A 19,647-nucleotide genomic window follows, 5' to 3' on the forward strand; every position below is an offset into this window, starting at 1 on the left:
ATTTCCCTGGACATTTCCCAACGTTCCATTTTCGTGCCCCTTGCCGACTTTTCCCCTAATTTCTTCCAATTCCGTGGACACTTATTATTTTCCTGGTATTTTGTACCAACTGGCTCCTCAAATCCTGAAAACCCTTGCGGCTGTAGGCGTGAGAGGGATGGAGGGGTGAGGGGAGAGGTGGACATGAATTATTTTCCCTTGACACAAGTTGTAGACAGCTAATTTTTGCAAGACAAAGACTAGACATCATTATGAATAAGAGGCGAAGAGGAGTGCTTGCGGCCTCCTCTTTTTCTTTTGAACGGTGGTATACTGGTATTGAAGGACTGAATGGAAAATATTAGCTGAGGGGATGACATGAATGACTGTGAAAGAGAGTTGCCGAAATTGCGGAGGCACTTCATTTGTCCAAGCTGCGGATTATGTAAACCTGCGACCGATCAATAAAAAAATGGCTATAGGTTCAGAGAAAATTTACACGGTTTGTCTTGATTGCGGAGAGGTTGTATCCATAAAAGTGAAGCATCCTGAAAAGTTGAAATAACTCTACTAAGAGGATGGAAAAAGGGGAAAATCTCTTGGGAATTGCTCTGCCTGCAAGAGCCTCCAAGGGAATCGTTTCAGCTCTTACAGGCAAAACGTGATGACATGGGTCAAGCATATATGCATCATCGATCACCTCAAAATTGCCTGTATTTATTTTATTCCTTTTAGCTGGCAGTTAAGCTGAGGTCAATTCATAAAATATGCATAAACGTTCAACCCAAAACGGTCTGATTTTGCCGTAATTGCAATTGGAATCCGAGCAGATGCATAAGTTGTATGAATGAATTATAGAAGGTAGTACATAAAACCTGCATAAAATTTATGAAAAGATCAGGGCATCCAAGGACTCATCTTAGACGAAAAGAGGGTTCTCGCCATTGTATAACAAGGAAATCACGCCACAAGATATAGAAAAAATATTAAAACTTTATGCAAAATCGACGGAATTAGCAGGTGCGGATCAACTTGACGGAAGATTGCAAGAATTTACGGTTGAGTTGACCCCGAGTTCGACAGTTTTGAGGCCATTTTAGGCAAATGGAAATGACCAAAATGCTGTTATATCAAGGATTTCGTGATGCGGATCCTAGGAAAAAACGCCGAATTTCATAGGCACACGATTTACAATTTAATCCTTTTAATATAAAGTTTTTTTGTTTATAATATAGACATGTACATTCGATGGGTAACCGTGGTTACTGTCAATGTACCATCAATTGGAGGATTGCATCTATGCTCACGTGCGTCCCCACGGTCTAATCCTCCTCTTGATCCGAATCGAGAGTAAAATCGTGACCGAAAGTAAGAGACAAATGTCAGCGCTCCACGTTAGGACATTTTTCTTCAAAATATCGTGACCTCTATCAGTGTACAAAGATCACGACCAAACAAGCGCAACTCTTTGCGGCTCTTGGGCTGGAGCCTCCTCCGAAGATTCTAGGCATCCATCCTCGCACCTAGATACACGCCCGAAGTATGCCCAAATGCCTCTCGTCCCTTTTGTATCAAGGGATCAGAGGCATTTTGTTTACCTAGTCGCTGTCGAACTCGGGATCAGTGATGCACTACTTTTCGGGCCAAATTTGACGATTATGAGTCCCATCATACAATAATATTTTATTGATATGGGCATACTCATTTTTATTAATTTGGATATCAAAGGAACTACCTTTACCTCCAAATGGAAATAAGCTACCCTTAATATTAATGAAAAGGGTTCCATTTTTCTCACTTATAGAATATCCTTTATATTTAGTTCCGCTTTCAGCTATACTACCCTTAATGGAAATAATTTTGTCGCCCACATTCATTTCGCTGATAGCAATACTGTTTGGACTTAATGTTTTTGAAAAAAACATGAAAACCACTCCAAATATAATCACTAGAGAAATAATAAAGGTAGTAAATAAAACCCTTTTTTTCTTCATATTTTTCCTCCAAATAAGGAACAGAACCTCAACCGAAATATCCTTGAGATAAAATGGTAAGGTTCCATTAGTTCCTAAAGATGATCATTAATATACTTTGCTTCTGATAGGTGTCCCCGTTCCATTAGCATAATATACAGCGTAGCTCGAAGAAAAAGAAAGATTTGTTACATAACCGGATTTCTTTTTAATGTCATCCCTTAGTGAAGTTGGTGTACTTCCACTTAATTTTACTGCCGCAACTGTGTTCCAAACTTTTGTAGCGAAACTTGCGCAATTATTGGTCAGAGACCAAGCATCACTATTGGCAATGACAGAATTAATCGAACTCAGTTGGCTAGCATTAAGATCGATACTTAAGGAAACTCGATTATTATATGCACCTTGCGAAACAAATAAAGCCTCCAAGTTGTACCACAAGCCTGTATGTTCGCTCTTATTCCCCCAAGTTCCTAAGGAAACTAGTTTGCCGGGTGCCACTCCTGCAAATTTTCCAACTGTACTATTAGACGAGCTAGTATTTGAAACAGTAATCCATGCGTGACCATCAGTACTGAAAGAACTACCTGAAGCATCTGAACTTGCAAAGATAGTTAAAACTGCTACCCCGTTGCCTACACTTTCTGGACTAATTAACTTCTCTCCCGCACTGTCGTTTGTAGCTGCTGAAGCAAAAGAGGGGGACAAGGAAAAACATAGAGCCGCTGCAAAAAATAGTAAACTAAATAAATATTTCCTCATTCAATCACCCCGATTCAGGCTCTTCACCACAAAGTGTACTTGACAAAGAAAGACGATCATGATAAAGAAAACCAAAACAGCATTTTTCCTTTTTATACCACACATCTCTTTGAGCAACATTGCTATCATGTTTGTCTTTAAAAGTCAAGTACATCTTTTGGTGATGAACCCCGATTCAATAAAAATGTGATTTTGTTTCCATCATAAGGTGTATATGGATATATATACTCAAATCAATTCTATTAAAGGAAAAATTAATAGTCAATATATTCTGAAAAATATTTCTCGCCTTTCTGCGACAGGTAACCAAGCATCCCACACGGTGTGCCTATCGTAACTATGTGGCCCCCTCATAGATTCAGACATCTATATTTAACTTATCTTCTATTGCCCCTTTTTGTTTGGTTAGCACAACACCACTTATTGCGATGAATATTGCTATAAGGATAGTCCCCTTCTATATCAATAATCAAGCCAAATAGAACCGGCATAATAACAATAGCCAACTGATTGAGAGTTAAACCAACACTCACTGTAAAAGCTACATGTTCTTTAGGTGATGACTCGGAAATTTGTACAATGTATAAGCTGTATCAGCCATTTCCAAAAAGGCCCAACAAAATACTTTATTAAAATAACAAACCATTCGGAACTCCCTTTATTAATAAATAATAACCCGTGGTGCTAGAAGGCCGGTGAAAAAGTACACTCTGAGGCAGGGATTTAGGGGGATGATGTCAAAAAAGGAAGAAAAACCGTTGGAATGGAGCGTGACTGGATCATGAAAGCCCCCAAAAACCCTTCGACTCAGCCTCGTCTGTTTCAAGTCATCAACATGGAGGACCTGGTTCCCCCACATCATATCCTGCGCCAAATCAACGAAGCGGTTGACGTTTCCGTCATTCACGATTGGGCGGCTCCCCTGTACACGGAAAAAACGGGTCGTCCGGCCGCGGATCCGGAACGGCTGCTTCGCCTGATGTTGCTCTCGTATTTGTTCGACCACTCCGTGTAAATTATCACTTTATTTCGGCACAAAAGAGCCATTTTTTTGCACATTCCTTCAGAAAGCCCTCTCCCCTTTTCTGAAAGAATGTGCTAAATTTTTTGTGAATTATTTCGGAAGAGAAAATCCATCGGTTCAGAGGAGGGGAGGAGGACGTGATTCAATTTCATGACTTTGGCATTGACGTCCAAACGTATGCAGAGCGTGGAAAAGAAAACAACTTCCCTCTTCTGACACAGTGTCCGCATTGCCGGGCCAAGCGCCCGTTGCACCGCCACGGTTACTATGAGCGAAACGCATTGACCCTACATGGTGATGATCGCATTTGGATTGTCCGGTATCGCTGTCGGGAATGCTTGAAGACGGTGAGTGTGCTGCCTTCCTTTCTCCTCCCGTATTTTCAGTATACGTTGTCCGCTATATGGCAAGTTGTGAAAGAACAGTTGGGATTGACCGAGGGAACAAACCAAGATCCGTTCCTCCCGACAAAGGACGGCATCATCTTTTATGTCCGACGGTTCTGCCGAAACCTATCAAACCTCCACAGCTTTTTTGCGAGGCGGTGGAGGATTATAGGCCCTATCGTGAAAAAAGAAAAGGAACGGGCTTCTTGGTGGATCCGGACGTCGGAGGAACACGGTCTCTATTCGGTCATCAGAGACATGTGGGAGGACGGATTCCGACACCCTTTTGCAAATTAAATGGGATCCTGATTTTACATACATATGCTAAGTTGGAAATGATTTATGTTCCCACAAACCTTTCCGATCGACGGAGAAAAAGCAATTCGGTACGATAAGGGCAGGAGGACCGGAACGGTCCTGATTCCAAGTGAGACCAGGAGGAGATTCGAATGGATGAGTCGATGAGACACGACATTGCCCTGTTTCGGTACGGGCTAATCGCTCCGTTGGTGAATGGGCAGGTGGAACCGAAGACGTATCTGAAAGAGATGAACGAGCGAGTGCACCATGTTCCCCACCAGGGCGACAAGCGAATCGCAGCCAAGACGATCCTCGATTGGTGCACCCGATACAAAAAAGGGGGCTTTGACGCCTTAAAGCCGAAGCGCCGTTCGGACCGCGGCCACTCAAGGCGTCTGTCGCCCGATGATGAGGATCATATTTTAGCCCTAAGAAAAGAACATCCCACCATGCCCGTGACGGTATTCTACGAACGCCTGATCGTGCAGGGGGGGGAATCCCAGAAAATGTTTTTGATTGCCTATATCGATGACGGCTAGCGGTTGGTGCCGTACGCGCAGTTTTTCCCTTCGGAGAAGTTTGACGGGCTGCGGATCGTCACGAAGGAAGCGGTGCTTCGTTGCGGGAAGCCGAAGCGCATTTACTCGGACAACGGAAAAATGGATCGATCCGAGGTGCTGCAGTATGCGTGCGCCGAGATGGGGATTACGCTCATCCACACCCAGCCGTATGATCCACAAAACAAAGGGAAAATCGAACGGTTCTTCCGCACCGTACAGACGCGGTTTTATCCGCTGTTGGAGTTGGATCCCCCGAAGTCGCTCGAAGAGCTGAACGAGCGCTTTTGGAGGTGGCTTGAAGAGGAATATCATCGAAAACCGCACGCCTCACTGGACGGAAAAACGCCGCATGAGGTGTTTTAATCGCAAGTGCATCTCGTGTCGTTCATCGAAGATGGCGATTGGCTGGATGCGATTTTTCTGAAACGGGAGCACTGCAAGGTCAAAGCCGATGGAACGATCACCTTGAACAAGCAGCTGTATGAAGTGCCGCCCCGGTTCATTGGGCAATCGATTGAACTCCGCTATGATGAACGGGGCATCTATGTGTACGAAGATGGAAGGAAGGTGGCGGAGGCCGTTCGGGTTTGTTTGGAGGACAACGCCTATGCAAAACGCCATCGGTCCCCGTTTGCGGCGATTCCGGCGAAGAAGGGAGAACACGGTGTATAAATCGTTTTACTCCCTTTCGCGGGAGCCGTTTGCGAAAGAAACCGACCCGTCCGAGGCGTATCAAGGGGCGCCATTTCAGGAAGCGTTGCGGGCGCTGGAGTACGTGAAACGAACCCGGGGGATCGGGCTGTTGATCGGAGAGCCGGGGGCGGGCAAGACGTTCGCCCTTCGGGCGCTGAAAGAGTCATTGAATCCATCATTGTATCATGTCGTCTACTTTCCGTTATCCACCGGAGGCGTGATGGATTTTTACCGTGGACTGGCCTTGGGATTAGGAGAGGAACCGAAGTACCGCAAGGTAGACCTCTTCCGCCAAATCCAGCAAGCGATCGAGCGATTGTATCATGAACGGCGGATCACGCCGGTGTTCATTTTGGACGAGATGCATTTCGCAAAGGATGCCTTTTTACAGGACATCGCCATCTTGTTCAACTTTGAGATGGATTCGACCAACCCATTTGTCTTGATGTTGGCCGGGCTGCCCCATTTACAGGGGAAGCTGCGGCTCAATCAGCACCGCCCTCTCGACCAGCGGATCATCATGCGATACCGGATGGGGCCGCTGGAGAAGGAAGAGGTGGCGAGCTGCATCGAGCATCGGATGAAACAGGCTGGGGCGAAGCATCCGATCTTCACTCCATCGGCGTTAGAGGCGATTGCCCTGCAGTCGCGGGGATGGCCTCGAGTGATCAATACGTTGGCCACGACGTGCCTGTTATACGGGTATCAGCTGAAAAAGGACGCCATTGACGAAGAAGTGGTGCGCATGGCCGCAGAGGAAATGGGGTATTAGCACGAAAGGGGCCGAATCGGCCTCTTTTGTGCTTTCTCTTTTCCATCGGTCCATCAGGCGCGCTGGAAATCTTCATCTGAAAGAGCGTGCAAACGTTCCGAAAGAATGTGCAAAATCCGGAACAATCCGCAAACATTTTGCACATTATTTCCGAATCCGCCTGAAATAATTTGAAAAAGGGATTCTGAAATAATGTGCTAGTTTACAATTCATGATAAAGATTGCCCATTTTCACTACATATTCCCCTATTGTTAGTAATCACCCCAAAAAATCATCGATTGGAATCTCGAACAACTGATAATTATGATTTTTTGGTATCGATTCCAACTTATTGATTGCTTTTTCTTGTGATGAATAAGCAGCGATAGGAAAGAAATTCGGAAAACCTCTGTCGTGATCTGCGCTGAAGATCATCCAAATGGAGTTCATGTCTTACCTCCTAATTGCCGCAACCTAAGTCTGGTGGCATTATCTAGCCCTTTCGCTTAATAAAAAGGATATCTGATGTAACCCCCACAAATTTTATGCACAATTCATATAAAAAATTTATCCTGAAAACACCAATTAACAAAAAACGATCCCTACCTAGCCTTTGGAATTATATTCCAAAGGAAGGTGTTTCAGTATATATATGGTTTCTTCATGCTACGCACTTGTCTTCTCCAGTTTCACTTCGTACCCTAACCCCTCTAGCCGTTTCACTGTTTGGCGCACGATGGCGGCCTCCCGTTGCTGATCCCAGTAATCGGCTCCCAACTCTCGATACGGTTCCTTTCGCGTTAAGACCGAATAGATGATTTCCAAGATGGTTCTCCCGACCGCGACACTCGCCCGATTCGCTCCTCTTCGTTTGGCGATCCGATGATACTTGGCCGATAGGTACGTGTTCTTCGTTCGGGCGGCAGCACGAGCGCATTCCACCAGACACGCCCTCAGCTTCTTGTTTCCTTTCCTCGTTCGACCTGATAACCGTTTCCCCGCACTCTCATGATTCCCGGGAGCCATTCCCGCCCATGAGGCCACGTGCGCAGCCGTAGGGAAACGGCTCATATCCGTCCCGATTTCCGCTATAATTTGTTCTGCGCTTTGCCGCCCCACTCCCGGAATGGTCTCCATGAGCTCCAGCGCTTCATGAAAAGGGCGCGTTCTCTCCTCGATCTCTATCCTGAAAATACTTAAATTTCAAAATGTACAAACTTAAAATATTCGACAGAAGAGTATTTTCATCCTTCCGATGGCGCCGAAATTTTTTCGGCATGGGGGTCTATCTTGAAAATCAGATACATTTCCCAACGAATTAAAAACTGTATTCACTATATAAAGCTGGAAAATATACAAAAATATATAATTTTTTAAAATTTTGTTAAATAAGAGTATTCTTTATTCCAAATTTAACAATAACTTGTTAATATATACTTGTAGATCCTTTCCTTTTAACAAAGGATAGGAATTTACTAAAATTTAAGAGAGGGGTGATAAAATGAAAGAAGTAAAACCTGATGGCGTTTGGATGTGCGCTCTCAAATGTGCTGCACCTTGCTTAGGGGTTTGCGCAATTGACACTACTAGCCCAATTATGGATGCAGTAGGAACAACATCAGGATATGCTAGTGGATATGATTCATAAAAAATCTTCTTAGTTGAGATAGGCAAGTGGATTAAGGCGGTGAATATTGGAAAAGTCATCCTTAATGATAGGATGACTTTTCCCCAAATATTTATGAAAGGATGAATAATTTGGAAAAAAGAGGTTTTTACTTTAGCACAATAAATAATTCTTATTTTTATGATGATACGACAGGGAATGTAAGTGTTGTAGATAAGGTTCCTAATAAGAGAGTAGTGTTTGGTAAGCAACGTTATGAGTTTAAAGCAGCGAACAGAGAAGAAATAGAAAAATTTATTCATGAAAGCGGATTTAGACAATTAATACTGATTGTAACCGAAAATTGCAATCTAAGATGCAAATACTGCGTGTACTCAGGAAACTATGAAAACAGCAGGACACATAATTACTTTAAAATGGACTCTTCCATCGCTAAAGAAGCTGTATTTAAGTATTTATCTAGTATTTCTAACATAAAGAAAAAGAAGCCGTTTTTGATACCTATAATTGGTTTTTACGGTGGGGAACCTTTATTAAATTATGCACTGATCAAGGAAATTGTTACTTACTCTAAGCAAATATACAACGGGAAAATTTATTTTAATATGACAACCAATGCTACCTTATTAGATGAAGAAAAAATAGAATTTTTGGTACACAACAATTTTCTTCTATCTATTAGTTTAAATGGGTATAAGGAAGAAAATGATAGAATGAGAGTTTATGCCAACAACGAAGGTACGTTTGATGACGTTATGGAAAAAATACGCTATATAAAAACTAAATATCCCGATTACTATAGAACGAACTGCCAGATAATAGGGGTTTATGATGTAGGAACGGATTTGCATAAACTTCGAGAATTTTACTCCACGAATGAACTAGTAAAAAACAAATTGACTATGCTTTTGCAGGTATCCAATGTATGTACAGATTGGTACGACCAATATTCAGATGATCAGAAAAACAACTTTAAGAAACAATTGGAAGAATTAAAACAAATATTTATCAAAAAAGTCATGAATGGAGAAAAACTCGATCCAGTGCTAAGATTGCTTTTTGCTCTTCCGTTATATGAAGTAATAAATAGACCTCTAAACGTATCCATACAAGAGTTAAGACCTTCTTTTTTGCCTTTTACAGGTACATGTGTGCCAGGCACAAAAATTGCCGTAGACACTAAAGGAATATTGCATAGTTGCGAAAAGGTAAATGATAAAATGCCTATAGGAACCACAAAAAAATGGGTAGATTTTGAAAAAATAACAGAAACTCTTGACAGATATAACAAACACGTCGGTCCAAGCTGTATTAATTGCCCTATACAAAGATTTTGCCCAACATGCTATCGAGTCCTTCTAACAGCTCAAGGAGAATTTAACAGAAAACAGATGAAGCCTTGTCAAAAATTAATTGAAGAAAAGCAAAGAATATTTGAACTTGCCTATACCCTTATGGAGAAAAACGTCAATTTGGGCAACATCTTAGAAAGATAATACATGAATTACATAGAAAGGAGAAGAAAAAGGTGAAAGAATATTTTAATTTATACCCACATTGTGTGCCTATAAATGGAAAATTGGGCACTACCTTATACGATTTTAAAAATAACACTATATATCATCTGCAGTTAAAAGAAAGCCTAATTTTAAGAGGAATATCTAAGGGAGAGAGAATATCTAAACTAAAAGAAACGCATGGAGCTAAGAATGTAGAAAACCTTTTAAATTTATTAACAGAGAAAAAAATTGGAGAATACGGTGACACTTTTGTTCCAAGAGAGCCATATAGAAAGGGAAGTTTGAAAGCCTTGCAATTAGACGAAAATATACCTTTATTAAATTGTTTCATAGAGCTTCCCTGTAGTTGTCCCAAAAACTGCAGCCATTGTTATAGTACGAAAATTAATGGGTGCTTTGCATGTAAGAAGGTTGCCAATAACTATGTTTTAAGCAACAGAGATTTAGGTTTCTATTACAACCTCGTAAGAGACATTATTTCTTTAGGATTTTCAAATATTTATTTTCATGGAGGAGATCCTTTAACCAATTGGGGTGTTACCAAAGAAATTCTTCAGTTCAGTTCTATATTAAAACTTTCCAATCAAAAATTATATTTGCTTACCAATGAGGAAATGTTAAATGAAGAAAGAGCCGACTTTTTAATCCAATTTAATATCGTTCCAATCATTTTATTTGATTATACAACAGATAGTATCGATTTGAAAACGATAGAAGAGATTTCTCATTACTTCAAAGAACATGTCAATCAGATCATATTCAATGTAGTAACAAGCAGGAATAATGTAAAAAAATTAAATTGTTTAAAACAACAACTAAGTGAATTAGGAATAGCCAATATCATTCCTAGCATAGTTATAAACGGAAAAGAAGAATCCATTTTATATCATGAAGAGTTGCCGACATTTGAGTGCGACATTAACAGCTTTTCTTATCTTGGAATATATCATCCTTGTTTAACAGGCAGCTTAGCAATCACTTCTGATAAAAAAGTGGTTCCGTGTCCAAGATTAGAATCGGAAGTGCTAATGGATCTTAAAGAACATAACAGTCTGCTTGATTTGTTTGACAGAAAAGAAGAAGTCCTGAAATATTGGAAGCTTTCATTGGAAAATATTGAACCTTGTGGTACTTGCGAATTTAAACGAATGTGTATGGATTGCAGAGCCGCAGAGGTTGCTTTTTCTAACAGTTTAACCCAAAAATCTCTTTGTTCTTATACGGGTTTATAATAAGGATAATTAAAAGCCAAGGAGTAGAATGTAGGAGGGAAACAATTGAATTATATTGAACTGCACAATATTGCTAAATCATTTGATAATAAAAATTACATACTAAAAGATATCAACTTGTCGTTACACCAAGGGGATCGTGTGGGCATTATTGGGGGAATTGGTTCTGGGAAAACCACTTTATTAAGAATAATCTTGGGATTGTATATTCCAACATATGGGAAAATCAATAGAAACATATCCAATCACGAAATTGGGTATTTACCTTCTACCAAAGGGATTATAGAAGAGTTTACAGTGAGAGAAAATCTCATATTTTGGTCTCAAACTTATCAATCCCCTATCCATGTAGTGGAGGAACTGATAGATAGGCTAAACATGGATAAGATGGCAGACAAAAAGGTGTCTTTGCTTTCTTCTGGAATGAAACAAAAACTTGCTTTTGCTTGCTCTATTATTCATTCCCCCAAACTTCTTATTTTGGATGAACCTACAGTAAATTTGGATGTAGAAAATCGATCTTTAATAAAGAAATTTATACAGAAATATCCTAAGGAAAGTTGCATTGTCATTACATCTCATAATTTTGATGACATTGAACATATGTGTAATCGAATTGTTATGATTGTTGATGGAACGATAAAAGTGAAAGAGGAACTGAATAAATTAAAATCTGATTTTCAATCCTCTCTTGTCAGAATACGAACCATCTCAAAAATCAATCAACAACAATCAATTCTAATTAAAGAAGGATTTCCAAATGTTCTGGTGAAAGATCATGAAGTGATTTTAGATAAACAAATTTATAAATTGAACGATGTTTTATTAAAATTAATCCATTTGAATATAGAAATACGTGATGTTTTGGAAAATGAAGCAATACTTGAAGATATTTACTTACGTTTGAATAAGAAAGAAGGTTGACGGAATGAAGGCTCTATTGTGGAAAGAATATCTTTTTCTGAAGAAGAAAATGCAAAAGATGTTGCTTCTAATAGCAATTGAATTTGTTCTAGTGTTGTACTTCATCTATGGATTAAATTCTATCCCTATTCATATTAAATTTAATCTCATTTTAGGAACGACATCGATTATTTTTCTGTTACAAATACTTTTTGAATCCATTAAGACAGATAAACAAAATCGAGTATATGAGAAAATGTTGCAAATTTTTTCTATACAGAAGATATTAATTACCAAGGTACTTTTTTCTGTTTTTATCGCAACAATCCTTAGCAGCATGTATTCGTTTCTATTCTATGGATATCAGTTGTACTTGGGGATTCAGATCCCTTCTCAATACTTGCTGTCTTTATTATTATTGCCGTTTATTAACTTGCTCTTTGGAATAGTGTTATGTGTCGTCATGTTTCTGGTTGATAATATTGTCATATTAAAAGTTACTTCTATGTTTGGAGCGATGTTTTATGTATTAACCTTTACGAATATACATCAATACAAGATTATTGGAACCATTATTGGTATATTGCTTTTCTTTGTAATCACGCTCCATTTTCTTTTAAAGAAAATATCGAATGAAAAATTTTTAACGATGTAACCTCTTGGTTATGGAGGTGAGGAAGGAAATTGAAAATATTAAAGTTCTATTTAAAAAAAAGCTTAAAAAATGTTGTTATTCTAGTATTGCTCACCCTATTCATCTCTTTCCTTAGCAACATCATTCCTATATTATCACAAATAGTTTTTGATGAAGGAATTATGAAAAACAATGTTTTTAACATTGCTGTTTACTCATCTATTCTAATAGGGGTATATATTGGAAGAGGTGTTTTAAATCATTTTAGTGATTATTTAATATCTGCAACATCTGCTAAGATTATAGCCAACGTCAAGAACGAAATCATTCAGAAGATATTAAAAATGCCTGTATCATTTTTTGATAAACAATCAACAGCTTATATCTTATCAAGATTGAACGAAGTGAATTCTTTATCATCGATATTTACTCCAATTGTTTTTAACTTTCTTTCCAGCACAATATCAATGATAGGCGCTCTAATGTACATATTGTCCAAAAGCATTGAAATATTCGTTGCATGTGTATCGTTCATTCCAGTGGTTTATATTATTTCTAACACTTCTATCACATCCTTAAACAGATACTCTAGAGAAATGCTTGAAGCTACTGCAAATACGAATAACAAAATACATTCTGCATTAGAGGGGATAATTGCATTAAAAGAACTAAACGAGGAAGAACACATGAATCAGTCTATTACAAAAGAAGTCAACCAATTAGCATTGAAGACAATTCATCAAAGCAAAACTGCCAGTAAAAGTTCCCAAATGCTAAACGTGATGGTTTTGGTGGTTCAGACGCTCATTATAGGTATAATTGGTTTTTTCATCACCAATAAAAAGCTGACTATAGGAGATTATGTGTCCATGACCCAATATATTGGCATGATATACTCTCCGTTGATTATGTTACAGAGTTTTAAGTTAAGTATACAACCTGCTATTGCTGCTATTTCAAGAATTAACAGCATGTTATCCTCTAATAACATAGAGAACATAGAGGAAAGCACAGGTAAAAAAATAGATTGCATCAAGTTTGTGAAATTTGAAAATGTATCATTTAAATACGATACATCGAATGAAAGTATTCTTAATAATATCTGTTTTGATCTATATTCTGGAGATCGGATAGCATTTATCGGAAAAAATGGATCTGGTAAAACTACTATAGCCAAACTTTTATTGGGTTTTTATAAAAATTATTCTGGGAATATCACCATTAATGATTATGAACTGAGAGAGTTAGATATAAATAGTTTAAGATCCAAAATTGGGATTGTTCCGCAAAATATCTATCTATTCGAAGGAAGAGTAAAGGAAAATATTCGGATTGGAAATCGGGTGTTGTCTGAGGAAGAATTTCAAAGAAGATTAGATAGACTTCTTGAATATGGCTTTTTGGATGGTTTGGATTTAAATAAAAAAATTATTGATAATGGGAAAAACTTGTCTAAAGGACAAATTCAGCAAATCGCTTTTGCAAGAATATTTATGAAGGATGTTGATGTCTTGATATTTGATGAAGCTACATCGAATATGGATCAAAACGCAAAAGAGGCTTTTCAAAACATTTTACTGGATTTACTTCATGACAAAATTTGTTTGTTTATTAGTCACACTGATGAATTAATGTATCTTGTGAACAAGAAAATTGTATTAAATGATGGAAAAGCTGACATTGTTTATTATAGGGAGGAAATCTCATGAGTGAAATTATTTATATTTTGCTTTTAATTATTTCTTTGTTTATTTTGTTTTTCCAAATAAAAAATAAAAAAATAGACCTAAAGGGTCTTTTCATCAAAATAATCACTATTATTCTCATATTATCAGTATTGGCATGGATAAGCAAATTGATGTAGAAACAAAATATATAAAATTCTGTAGATGAGCATTTTTCATTACAATAATTTCCATGTATGAAGAGACAAACAGGGTACCCCTTAGGCGACATGGAGCTGTTTTTTGATCACATCAATGGGAATATCTTGCTTCGCCGCGTTGTAAATGAACTCAACTAGGCTGTGTCCTTTCCGCGATCGAAGAAGCTCCAGTCCGGCGGAGAGGTCTTGTTGAGATTCGGCTATGCTGTACACGGAGGCCAAGAGCACCACCGCCCAATACCGTTTCACCGCCCGAATGTGGCGAACCCGATATCCATCGAGCTTCAGTTGATCTTTCGCCTGCCGGAAAAAGCATTCGATTGTCCAACGCTGGGCATCGTAACGCAAGATGTCTTCGTCGCCGAGCTCCCGATCGGTGCTCAAGACGACATGGAGATGTTCCGGCGTCAGCGGCTGATCCGCCTTCCAAGCCAGCAGTAACACCGCATCATCGAGGCCATGGATGGCCCCCTCATAGCGATACACGCGGCAACGCTCCTGACCCACCGTGACGAGGCGGGTGTCTTTGGACTCGATATAGCGGGCAAACTGCTTGGCTTGGACCGCGATGCCTTTCGGGTAGAGAATCCGGTTCGTCTTGAGCATCGCGATGATAGGGCTTGCGTGAAGGTGTGCACCATCAGCCAAACGAGCGAATGTCCCCAGACCGATTGAGGATCCTTGTGCGAGTCATGCCAGTCGCACCCTTCGATGGCGTGCGTTGCCCGTGACGAAGGCTTCGTTTTTTGGCAAATCGCATCATCGATGAAAGGAAAAGGGGCTGATTCTTTCGCTCGATTCGGCAGAGGATCCACCTTGAAGCTTCTCAAGCAGCCGTTCCTCATCCCAAGGGCTTTTCGTGAAAAAGTGACTGAGCGTCGTTCGATGATTCGGATGAAAGCTCCAGTGATGAATATCGGTCAATGTTCCCGAGAATCCCTTGGTGGTCAAGGCATCGACGATATGAATGAGATGCTTGATCACCGGTTTGGAAAGCTGCAGCGTCAACCCCAACGTGAAGAAAAACTTGTAGATTCCTTGATGATGTGCGAATCTATTCATGAGACATGAATCTCCTTGTGTGAATGGGTTTTGAGCACATCTATTTTAATCAAGGAGTCCGGTTCATGTCTCCTTTTTGTTTGGTTGTGAATTTATGTTAGTGAATTTGCTCATCTACAGTAAATAAATAAAGGGGGAACTCAATTTGTTAGAGATCGTTTTGATTGTATTGTTTTTGATCGGTTTGTTCGTTTTCGTGGTTTATTATTTTCTTTTTGCAGTCAAAGATTTAAAAAGAATGACTGAACAAAATGAGGAAATCATTAAATTGCTAAATGAGATTAAAAACCATATTCAAATGAAAAATTAGCTATTATGCAAAACCAAGGAGGACTTACTATGAATTGTACACAAAATCGCAAAATTGAACGAGTCACTGATCATTGGTTTATAGATGCAATTTGAAGTTTTAACATTTGTAGCTTTTGCCGAGAATTGGATCCCGACACTGTCGGGCGACCGAACAACGCCGCTTCCAGACCTATGTATGGGTCTGTGAAGCAGGTGGTTGTTCGGTCTTCCGTCACGCCTTGGCGTGACGGGGGCAAGCCTGTGGCTTGCCTTCGTCAGTCGAAAAATGGAGAAGCGACTTTTCCGTCAAGGATATGTTAAACCTCACATTTCGCACCCTCCCGACGAAAATCGGGAGGATTTTTTCATCCCGATGTCGAATAGGTCCTTGGTACACAAGGAATGCAAAGGAGTTTCCACACCATGGACGTTCGAATTCGTGCTATTTATGAAAGTTCCTATTTGAATATAATAAGCGCCATCTTCAAGGATCTTGGCCTCCCCCAGCTGATTGACCGGCTGGTTCCGGTGGATCCCCAATGCCAAACCCGAGCCAGCGATGTGGTCTGGCTGCTCATCCTGGATATCTTGAGCGGCCGTCAAGCGCTGGTTCATTTGGAACGATGGGCGCATGAAATCGATTTGCCCAAGCTGATCCGGCCGGGGCTCCAGCCTTCTTGGTTCAATGACGATGCCATCGCCCGCCATCTGGATCGCCTGTATGATGCCAACATCCATCAAGTCATTTCGGCTTGCCTTGTGCAGATCTACAAGGAGGAAGGCATCCCCCTTCGGGTGTTCCATGCCGATACGACCGATGTATCGGTTTACGGCGCGTATGAATCGGCCTCGCCGGATACCCTGCATATTGCCCATGGCTGCAACCGGCAACACCATTGGCAAAAGCAGATCGGCTTCGGACTGATCGGCAACGAGGATGGCGTTCCTTTTTATGGAGATGTGCACGACGGCAACCTGCCGGACAAAACGTGGAATCCCGAGGTGCTGTCCCGTGTCCATGAGCAGCTGAAGCAAGCGAAGATCGAGGACGAATGGATTTATGTGGCGGATTCCGCCGTGATGACGAAGGACACGCTGGCGCAAACGAAAGCGGCGAACGCCTTTTTGATCACCAGAGGCCCTTCGTCGCTCCGGATCGTGAAAACCGTGCTGGCGCAAGCCGATGCCAGGGACACGACGTGGAGCGATCCATTTTCGCTGGCGGAGAAAAACGGCGCCACGTATCGGGTATGGGAAACGACATCGACGTATGAAGGACATCCGGTTCGACTGGTCGTCGTCGAATCGAGTGCCCTCGACCAACGGAAAGGAAAGACGCTCGAAAAAGAACGAGCACAAGAAGCGGAGCTTCTTGCGCAGGAACAAGCCCGTTGGGAGCGCCACCCGTTTTCGTGCCGGGAAGACGCCGAACAAGCCTTGGCATTCCTCAAGGCATCCCTTCGTCCCCGGTTCCATCGAGTGGAGGCCGTCGTCGAAGAGATCGTGCGTCCGAAAAAACGGCGCGGACGGCCGAAAAAAGGGGCGGAACCGGAAATGGAGACGCTGTACACCCTTCGCCTGAGCGTGGAATTCGACCAAGACGCGTGGGAACAGGCGAGACGGAAAGCGTCCCGGTTTGTTCTCGTCACGACGGTGCCGGAGGAATGGAAGGACCGACGAATGGACGCGAAAGAGATCTTGAAGCTGTATAAAGGGCAGATCTCGGTGGAAATGAACTTCTCCTTCCTGAAAGATCCGTTCTTTACGGACGAGATTTACGTGAAAAAACCGGAACGAGTGGCGGTGTTGGGTGATTTGTTTCTCCTCGCATTGGCCATTTACCGCGTCTTTCAGCGCCGAGTGCGTCAATTCATCACACCGGAACGCCCGTTAAAGGGCGCTGGAGGCCGCAAGCTGACTCGACCGACGGGGCAGGCGATTTTTCAGTTGTTCTGGTATGTGAAAGTCGTCCTGTTGGAGCTGCCGGATGGGCAAATCCAACGCGCGTTAGGGAAACCGCTCACCTACGAGCAGCGAAGGATTCTGCAAGAGTTGGGAATGGACGAAAGCATTTACGTCTAATCTCATAAGGAACGATGAGCGATGGTAAAAAAAGGATTGCCATCGCTTGTTGTGTTGGCTCAAAAAATATTTTAGAAAAATGAATAAAAAATCCTTTGTTTCTGCACTACTGGGGTGCGAAATGTGAGGTGCTAATTTACATTCACGCCGATCTTTGACCCATCCTTTTCGGAACACAGCTACGGGTTTCGTCCCGGCCGACGACGCGGTGAAAACGGCGAAGCAGTATATTCAGGAAGGATATACATGGGTGGTAGATATCGACTTAGAAAAGTTCTTTGATCGAGTCAATCATGACAAACTGATGGGGATGTTAGCGAAACGAATTCCAGACAAAATCCTCCTAAAGTTGATACGGAAGTATCTACAGGCAGGGGTCATGATCAACGGGGTGGTCATGGAAACACAAGAGGGGACTCCACAAGGAGGGCCGCTCAGTCCACTTCTGTCCAACATTCTCCTGGATGAGCTGGACAAAGAATTGGAAAGACGAGGGCACAAGTTTGTACAATATGCGGATGACTGCAATATCTACGTAAGGACGAAGAAGGCCGGGGAACGGGTGATGAAATCGATCACGACATTCATGGAAACGAAACTCCGGCTGAACGTCAACGAAACCAAATCGGCAGTGGATCGACCGTGGAGGAGAACATTCCTCGGTTTTAGCTTCACCCCAAATAAGGAGCCAAAAATCCGGATCGCAAAGGAAAGTATTCAGCGCATGAAGCAAAGGATACGCACCATGACGAGTCGATCGAAACCGATTCCCATGCCCGAGCGAATCGAACAGCTCAACCAGTACATTCTAGGATGGTGTGGATACTTCTCGTTAGCAGAGACTCCAAGTGTGTTCAAAGAACTAGATGGATGGATTCGACGAAGGCTGCGCATGTGCCAATGGAAAGAGTGGAAATTTCCGAGAACCAGAGTCCGAAAACGGCAAAGTTTAGGAGTGCCCAAGCAGAAAGCATATGAATGGGGAAACACTCGGAAGAAATATTGGAGAGTGGCCGCCAGTCCCATCTTGCATAAAACCCTTGGCAACTCCTATTGGGAGAGTCAAGGACTGAAGAGTCTTTATCAACGATATGAATCTCTGCGTCAGACTTAATGGAACCGCCGTATACCGAACGGTACGTACGGTGGTGTGAGAGGACGAGGGTTAATCACCCTCTCCTACTCGATTTCGCCTTCTGTTTCCATTGCCCTTCCTTCTGCCGCTCCTGTTCTTCTGTCAGCCGATACACAATGAGCCGCGGTTGATGAACTTTCTTTCCACTGACATACGCATGTTCCAGTTCCATGGTTTCTCCGGGTTGCAGCACCGCAAGGAAATCCTCTGGTTCCCATTTCCGAAATCGGTCCCCTTCTTTTTGGTAAATCCCTACATTGTGTTTGAGCCGCGAAATATAAAAGGCTCCGGCATCATGAATGGCTTGCAATCCCTCAAGCGAAAAATAGCCTAAGTCCTTCAAACAAAGGTCTCCCTCTTGGATGGTCGATAGAAGGGACGCTCCGTAGGCGGCGTCGTGATGGCGGGCATCTTCGACGTCCACATGGAGAAGCTTCCCTCCTAGCCATTCATATTCTAGCTGAATTTTCACCCCAGGCCCCGTACACCCCTCGTAAATCCCCTGAATTTCAGGAGGCAGTTGAAACGACGTGGAATCGAGAATGCGAATCCGGCGAAACAGCGGATGCCTTTGATAGAAGTGACGGGCCTCCTGAGTTTGATGAATGAGCAATTTTTCAAACAGCGCTTTGAGAAAATTCACCGCTTTTTCATTAAACCGTTGATTGAGCCCTTCCGCACTCAGAGAGGTGTTTTGTTTGAGAGCTAGAGCACTGCAAAGCTGCACCAATGATTTTTGACCGCCCCCTTCCTGGAGAAATGTGCAAAGTACCACGAAATCGTGGGCGCGTAACTTCCCCTTTCGTTGAATAAATGTATCCATTCAGCCCATACTAGTGAGATTTTC

At 41.8% G+C, this 19,647-nt stretch carries 12 protein-coding genes and 7 pseudogenes; 13 read left to right on the forward strand and 6 right to left on the reverse strand.

Going from position 1 to position 19,647, the window contains the following annotated elements:
• The first annotated feature begins 361 nt into the window (after nucleotides 1-361).
• Entirely contained in the window at nucleotides 362-544 is a 183-nt protein-coding gene (locus BJQ97_RS00975; RefSeq protein ID WP_160155173.1) for a hypothetical protein, read from the forward strand.
• Nucleotides 545-1,241: 697 nt separating this feature from the next.
• A pseudogene (locus BJQ97_RS18225) lies at nucleotides 1,242-1,506 on the forward strand (IS1634 family transposase); the annotation flags it as partial.
• A 104-nt stretch (nucleotides 1,507-1,610) separates the two neighbouring features.
• Here the strand turns inward: BJQ97_RS18225 and BJQ97_RS00980 are convergent.
• Together BJQ97_RS00980 and BJQ97_RS00985 are read right to left on the reverse strand one after the other, a co-directional pair.
• Nucleotides 1,611-1,973, reverse strand: a complete 363-nt coding sequence (locus BJQ97_RS00980; RefSeq protein ID WP_160155174.1) for a hypothetical protein — start codon at nucleotides 1,971-1,973, stop codon at nucleotides 1,611-1,613.
• Nucleotides 1,974-2,060: 87 nt separating this feature from the next.
• A complete protein-coding gene (locus BJQ97_RS00985; protein ID WP_236567074.1) occupies nucleotides 2,061-2,714 on the reverse strand; it encodes a hypothetical protein in 654 nt (217 codons plus the stop codon).
• 763 nt (nucleotides 2,715-3,477) lie between these two features.
• Here BJQ97_RS00985 and BJQ97_RS00990 point away from each other — a divergent pair.
• The 4 genes and pseudogenes from BJQ97_RS00990 to BJQ97_RS01005 all read left to right on the forward strand — a co-directional run.
• Nucleotides 3,478-3,723 (forward strand): annotated as a pseudogene (locus tag BJQ97_RS00990) (transposase); the annotation flags it as partial.
• A gap of 152 nt (nucleotides 3,724-3,875) precedes the next feature.
• The gene (locus BJQ97_RS17530) at nucleotides 3,876-4,421 is read left to right on the forward strand and encodes a DUF6431 domain-containing protein (protein ID WP_160155175.1); all 546 of its coding nucleotides are present in this window, start codon (nucleotides 3,876-3,878) and stop codon (nucleotides 4,419-4,421) included.
• Between the two features lie 152 nt (nucleotides 4,422-4,573).
• A pseudogene (locus BJQ97_RS01000) lies at nucleotides 4,574-5,656 on the forward strand (transposase).
• Entirely contained in the window at nucleotides 5,649-6,449 is an 801-nt protein-coding gene (locus BJQ97_RS01005; RefSeq protein ID WP_160155176.1) for an ExeA family protein, read from the forward strand. The pseudogene BJQ97_RS01000 and the gene BJQ97_RS01005 overlap by 8 nt, the downstream one beginning before the upstream one ends.
• Before the next feature lie 259 nt (nucleotides 6,450-6,708).
• Here BJQ97_RS01005 and BJQ97_RS01010 read toward each other — a convergent pair whose 3' ends face one another.
• Entirely contained in the window at nucleotides 6,709-6,879 is a 171-nt protein-coding gene (locus BJQ97_RS01010) for a hypothetical protein (RefSeq protein ID WP_160155177.1), read from the reverse strand.
• Between the two features lie 216 nt (nucleotides 6,880-7,095).
• Nucleotides 7,096-7,611: pseudogene (locus BJQ97_RS01015) on the reverse strand (transposase); the annotation flags it as partial.
• Nucleotides 7,612-7,960: 349 nt separating this feature from the next.
• On the opposite strand from BJQ97_RS01015, the gene BJQ97_RS01020 reads away from it, so the two are divergent.
• The 5 genes from BJQ97_RS01020 to BJQ97_RS01040 all read left to right on the forward strand — a co-directional run bounded on the left by BJQ97_RS01020 (nucleotide 7,961) and on the right by BJQ97_RS01040 (nucleotide 14,054).
• A complete protein-coding gene (locus BJQ97_RS01020; protein ID WP_236567329.1) occupies nucleotides 7,961-8,077 on the forward strand; it encodes a huazacin family RiPP peptide in 117 nt (38 codons plus the stop codon).
• 101 nt (nucleotides 8,078-8,178) lie between these two features.
• Nucleotides 8,179-9,552 carry a radical SAM protein gene (locus BJQ97_RS01025; RefSeq protein WP_160155178.1) on the forward strand — a complete coding sequence of 458 codons (1,374 nt, stop codon included), beginning with the start codon at nucleotides 8,179-8,181 and terminating at the stop codon, nucleotides 9,550-9,552.
• Nucleotides 9,553-9,584: 32 nt separating this feature from the next.
• The gene (locus tag BJQ97_RS01030) at nucleotides 9,585-10,808 is read left to right on the forward strand and encodes a radical SAM protein (RefSeq protein ID WP_160155179.1); all 1,224 of its coding nucleotides are present in this window, start codon (nucleotides 9,585-9,587) and stop codon (nucleotides 10,806-10,808) included.
• A gap of 45 nt (nucleotides 10,809-10,853) precedes the next feature.
• Entirely contained in the window at nucleotides 10,854-11,732 is an 879-nt protein-coding gene (locus tag BJQ97_RS01035) for an ATP-binding cassette domain-containing protein (protein ID WP_160155180.1), read from the forward strand.
• A 663-nt stretch (nucleotides 11,733-12,395) separates the two neighbouring features.
• The gene (locus tag BJQ97_RS01040) at nucleotides 12,396-14,054 is read left to right on the forward strand and encodes an ABC transporter ATP-binding protein (protein WP_160155181.1); all 1,659 of its coding nucleotides are present in this window, start codon (nucleotides 12,396-12,398) and stop codon (nucleotides 14,052-14,054) included.
• A gap of 236 nt (nucleotides 14,055-14,290) precedes the next feature.
• Here BJQ97_RS01040 and BJQ97_RS01045 read toward each other — a convergent pair.
• Nucleotides 14,291-15,292: pseudogene (locus BJQ97_RS01045) on the reverse strand (transposase).
• 714 nt (nucleotides 15,293-16,006) lie between these two features.
• Here BJQ97_RS01045 and BJQ97_RS01050 point away from each other — a divergent pair.
• Nucleotides 16,007-17,665, forward strand: coding sequence for an IS1634 family transposase (locus BJQ97_RS01050; RefSeq protein WP_160155182.1), 1,659 nt, complete (start codon nucleotides 16,007-16,009; stop codon nucleotides 17,663-17,665).
• Nucleotides 17,666-17,809: 144 nt separating this feature from the next.
• Nucleotides 17,810-18,779, forward strand: a pseudogene (gene ltrA / locus BJQ97_RS01055) (group II intron reverse transcriptase/maturase); the annotation flags it as partial.
• Nucleotides 18,780-18,852: 73 nt separating this feature from the next.
• On the opposite strand, the pseudogene BJQ97_RS01060 reads toward ltrA, so the two are convergent.
• Nucleotides 18,853-19,614: pseudogene (locus BJQ97_RS01060) on the reverse strand (IS4 family transposase); the annotation flags it as partial.
• Nucleotides 19,615-19,647 lie beyond the last annotated feature (33 nt).

The sequence above is a fragment of the Geobacillus sp. TFV-3 genome (assembly GCF_009901865.1).
Classification (GTDB): domain Bacteria; phylum Bacillota; class Bacilli; order Bacillales; family Anoxybacillaceae; genus Geobacillus; species Geobacillus thermoleovorans_A.

Bases quoted from the DNA above. Each gene is read 5' to 3' on its own strand.
- BJQ97_RS00975 (WP_160155173.1), top strand. From the start codon at position 362: ATGACTGTGAAAGAGAGTTGCCGAAATTGCGGAGGCACTTCATTTGTC.
- BJQ97_RS00980 (WP_160155174.1), bottom strand. From the start codon at position 1,973: ATGAAGAAAAAAAGGGTTTTATTTACTACCTTTATTATTTCTCTAGTG.
- BJQ97_RS00985 (WP_236567074.1), bottom strand. From the start codon at position 2,714: ATGAGGAAATATTTATTTAGTTTACTATTTTTTGCAGCGGCTCTATGT.
- BJQ97_RS01010 (WP_160155177.1), bottom strand. From the start codon at position 6,879: ATGAACTCCATTTGGATGATCTTCAGCGCAGATCACGACAGAGGTTTT.
- BJQ97_RS01020 (WP_236567329.1), top strand. From the start codon at position 7,961: ATGTGCGCTCTCAAATGTGCTGCACCTTGCTTAGGGGTTTGCGCAATT.
- BJQ97_RS01025 (WP_160155178.1), top strand. From the start codon at position 8,179: ATGAATAATTTGGAAAAAAGAGGTTTTTACTTTAGCACAATAAATAAT.
- BJQ97_RS01050 (WP_160155182.1), top strand. From the start codon at position 16,007: ATGGACGTTCGAATTCGTGCTATTTATGAAAGTTCCTATTTGAATATA.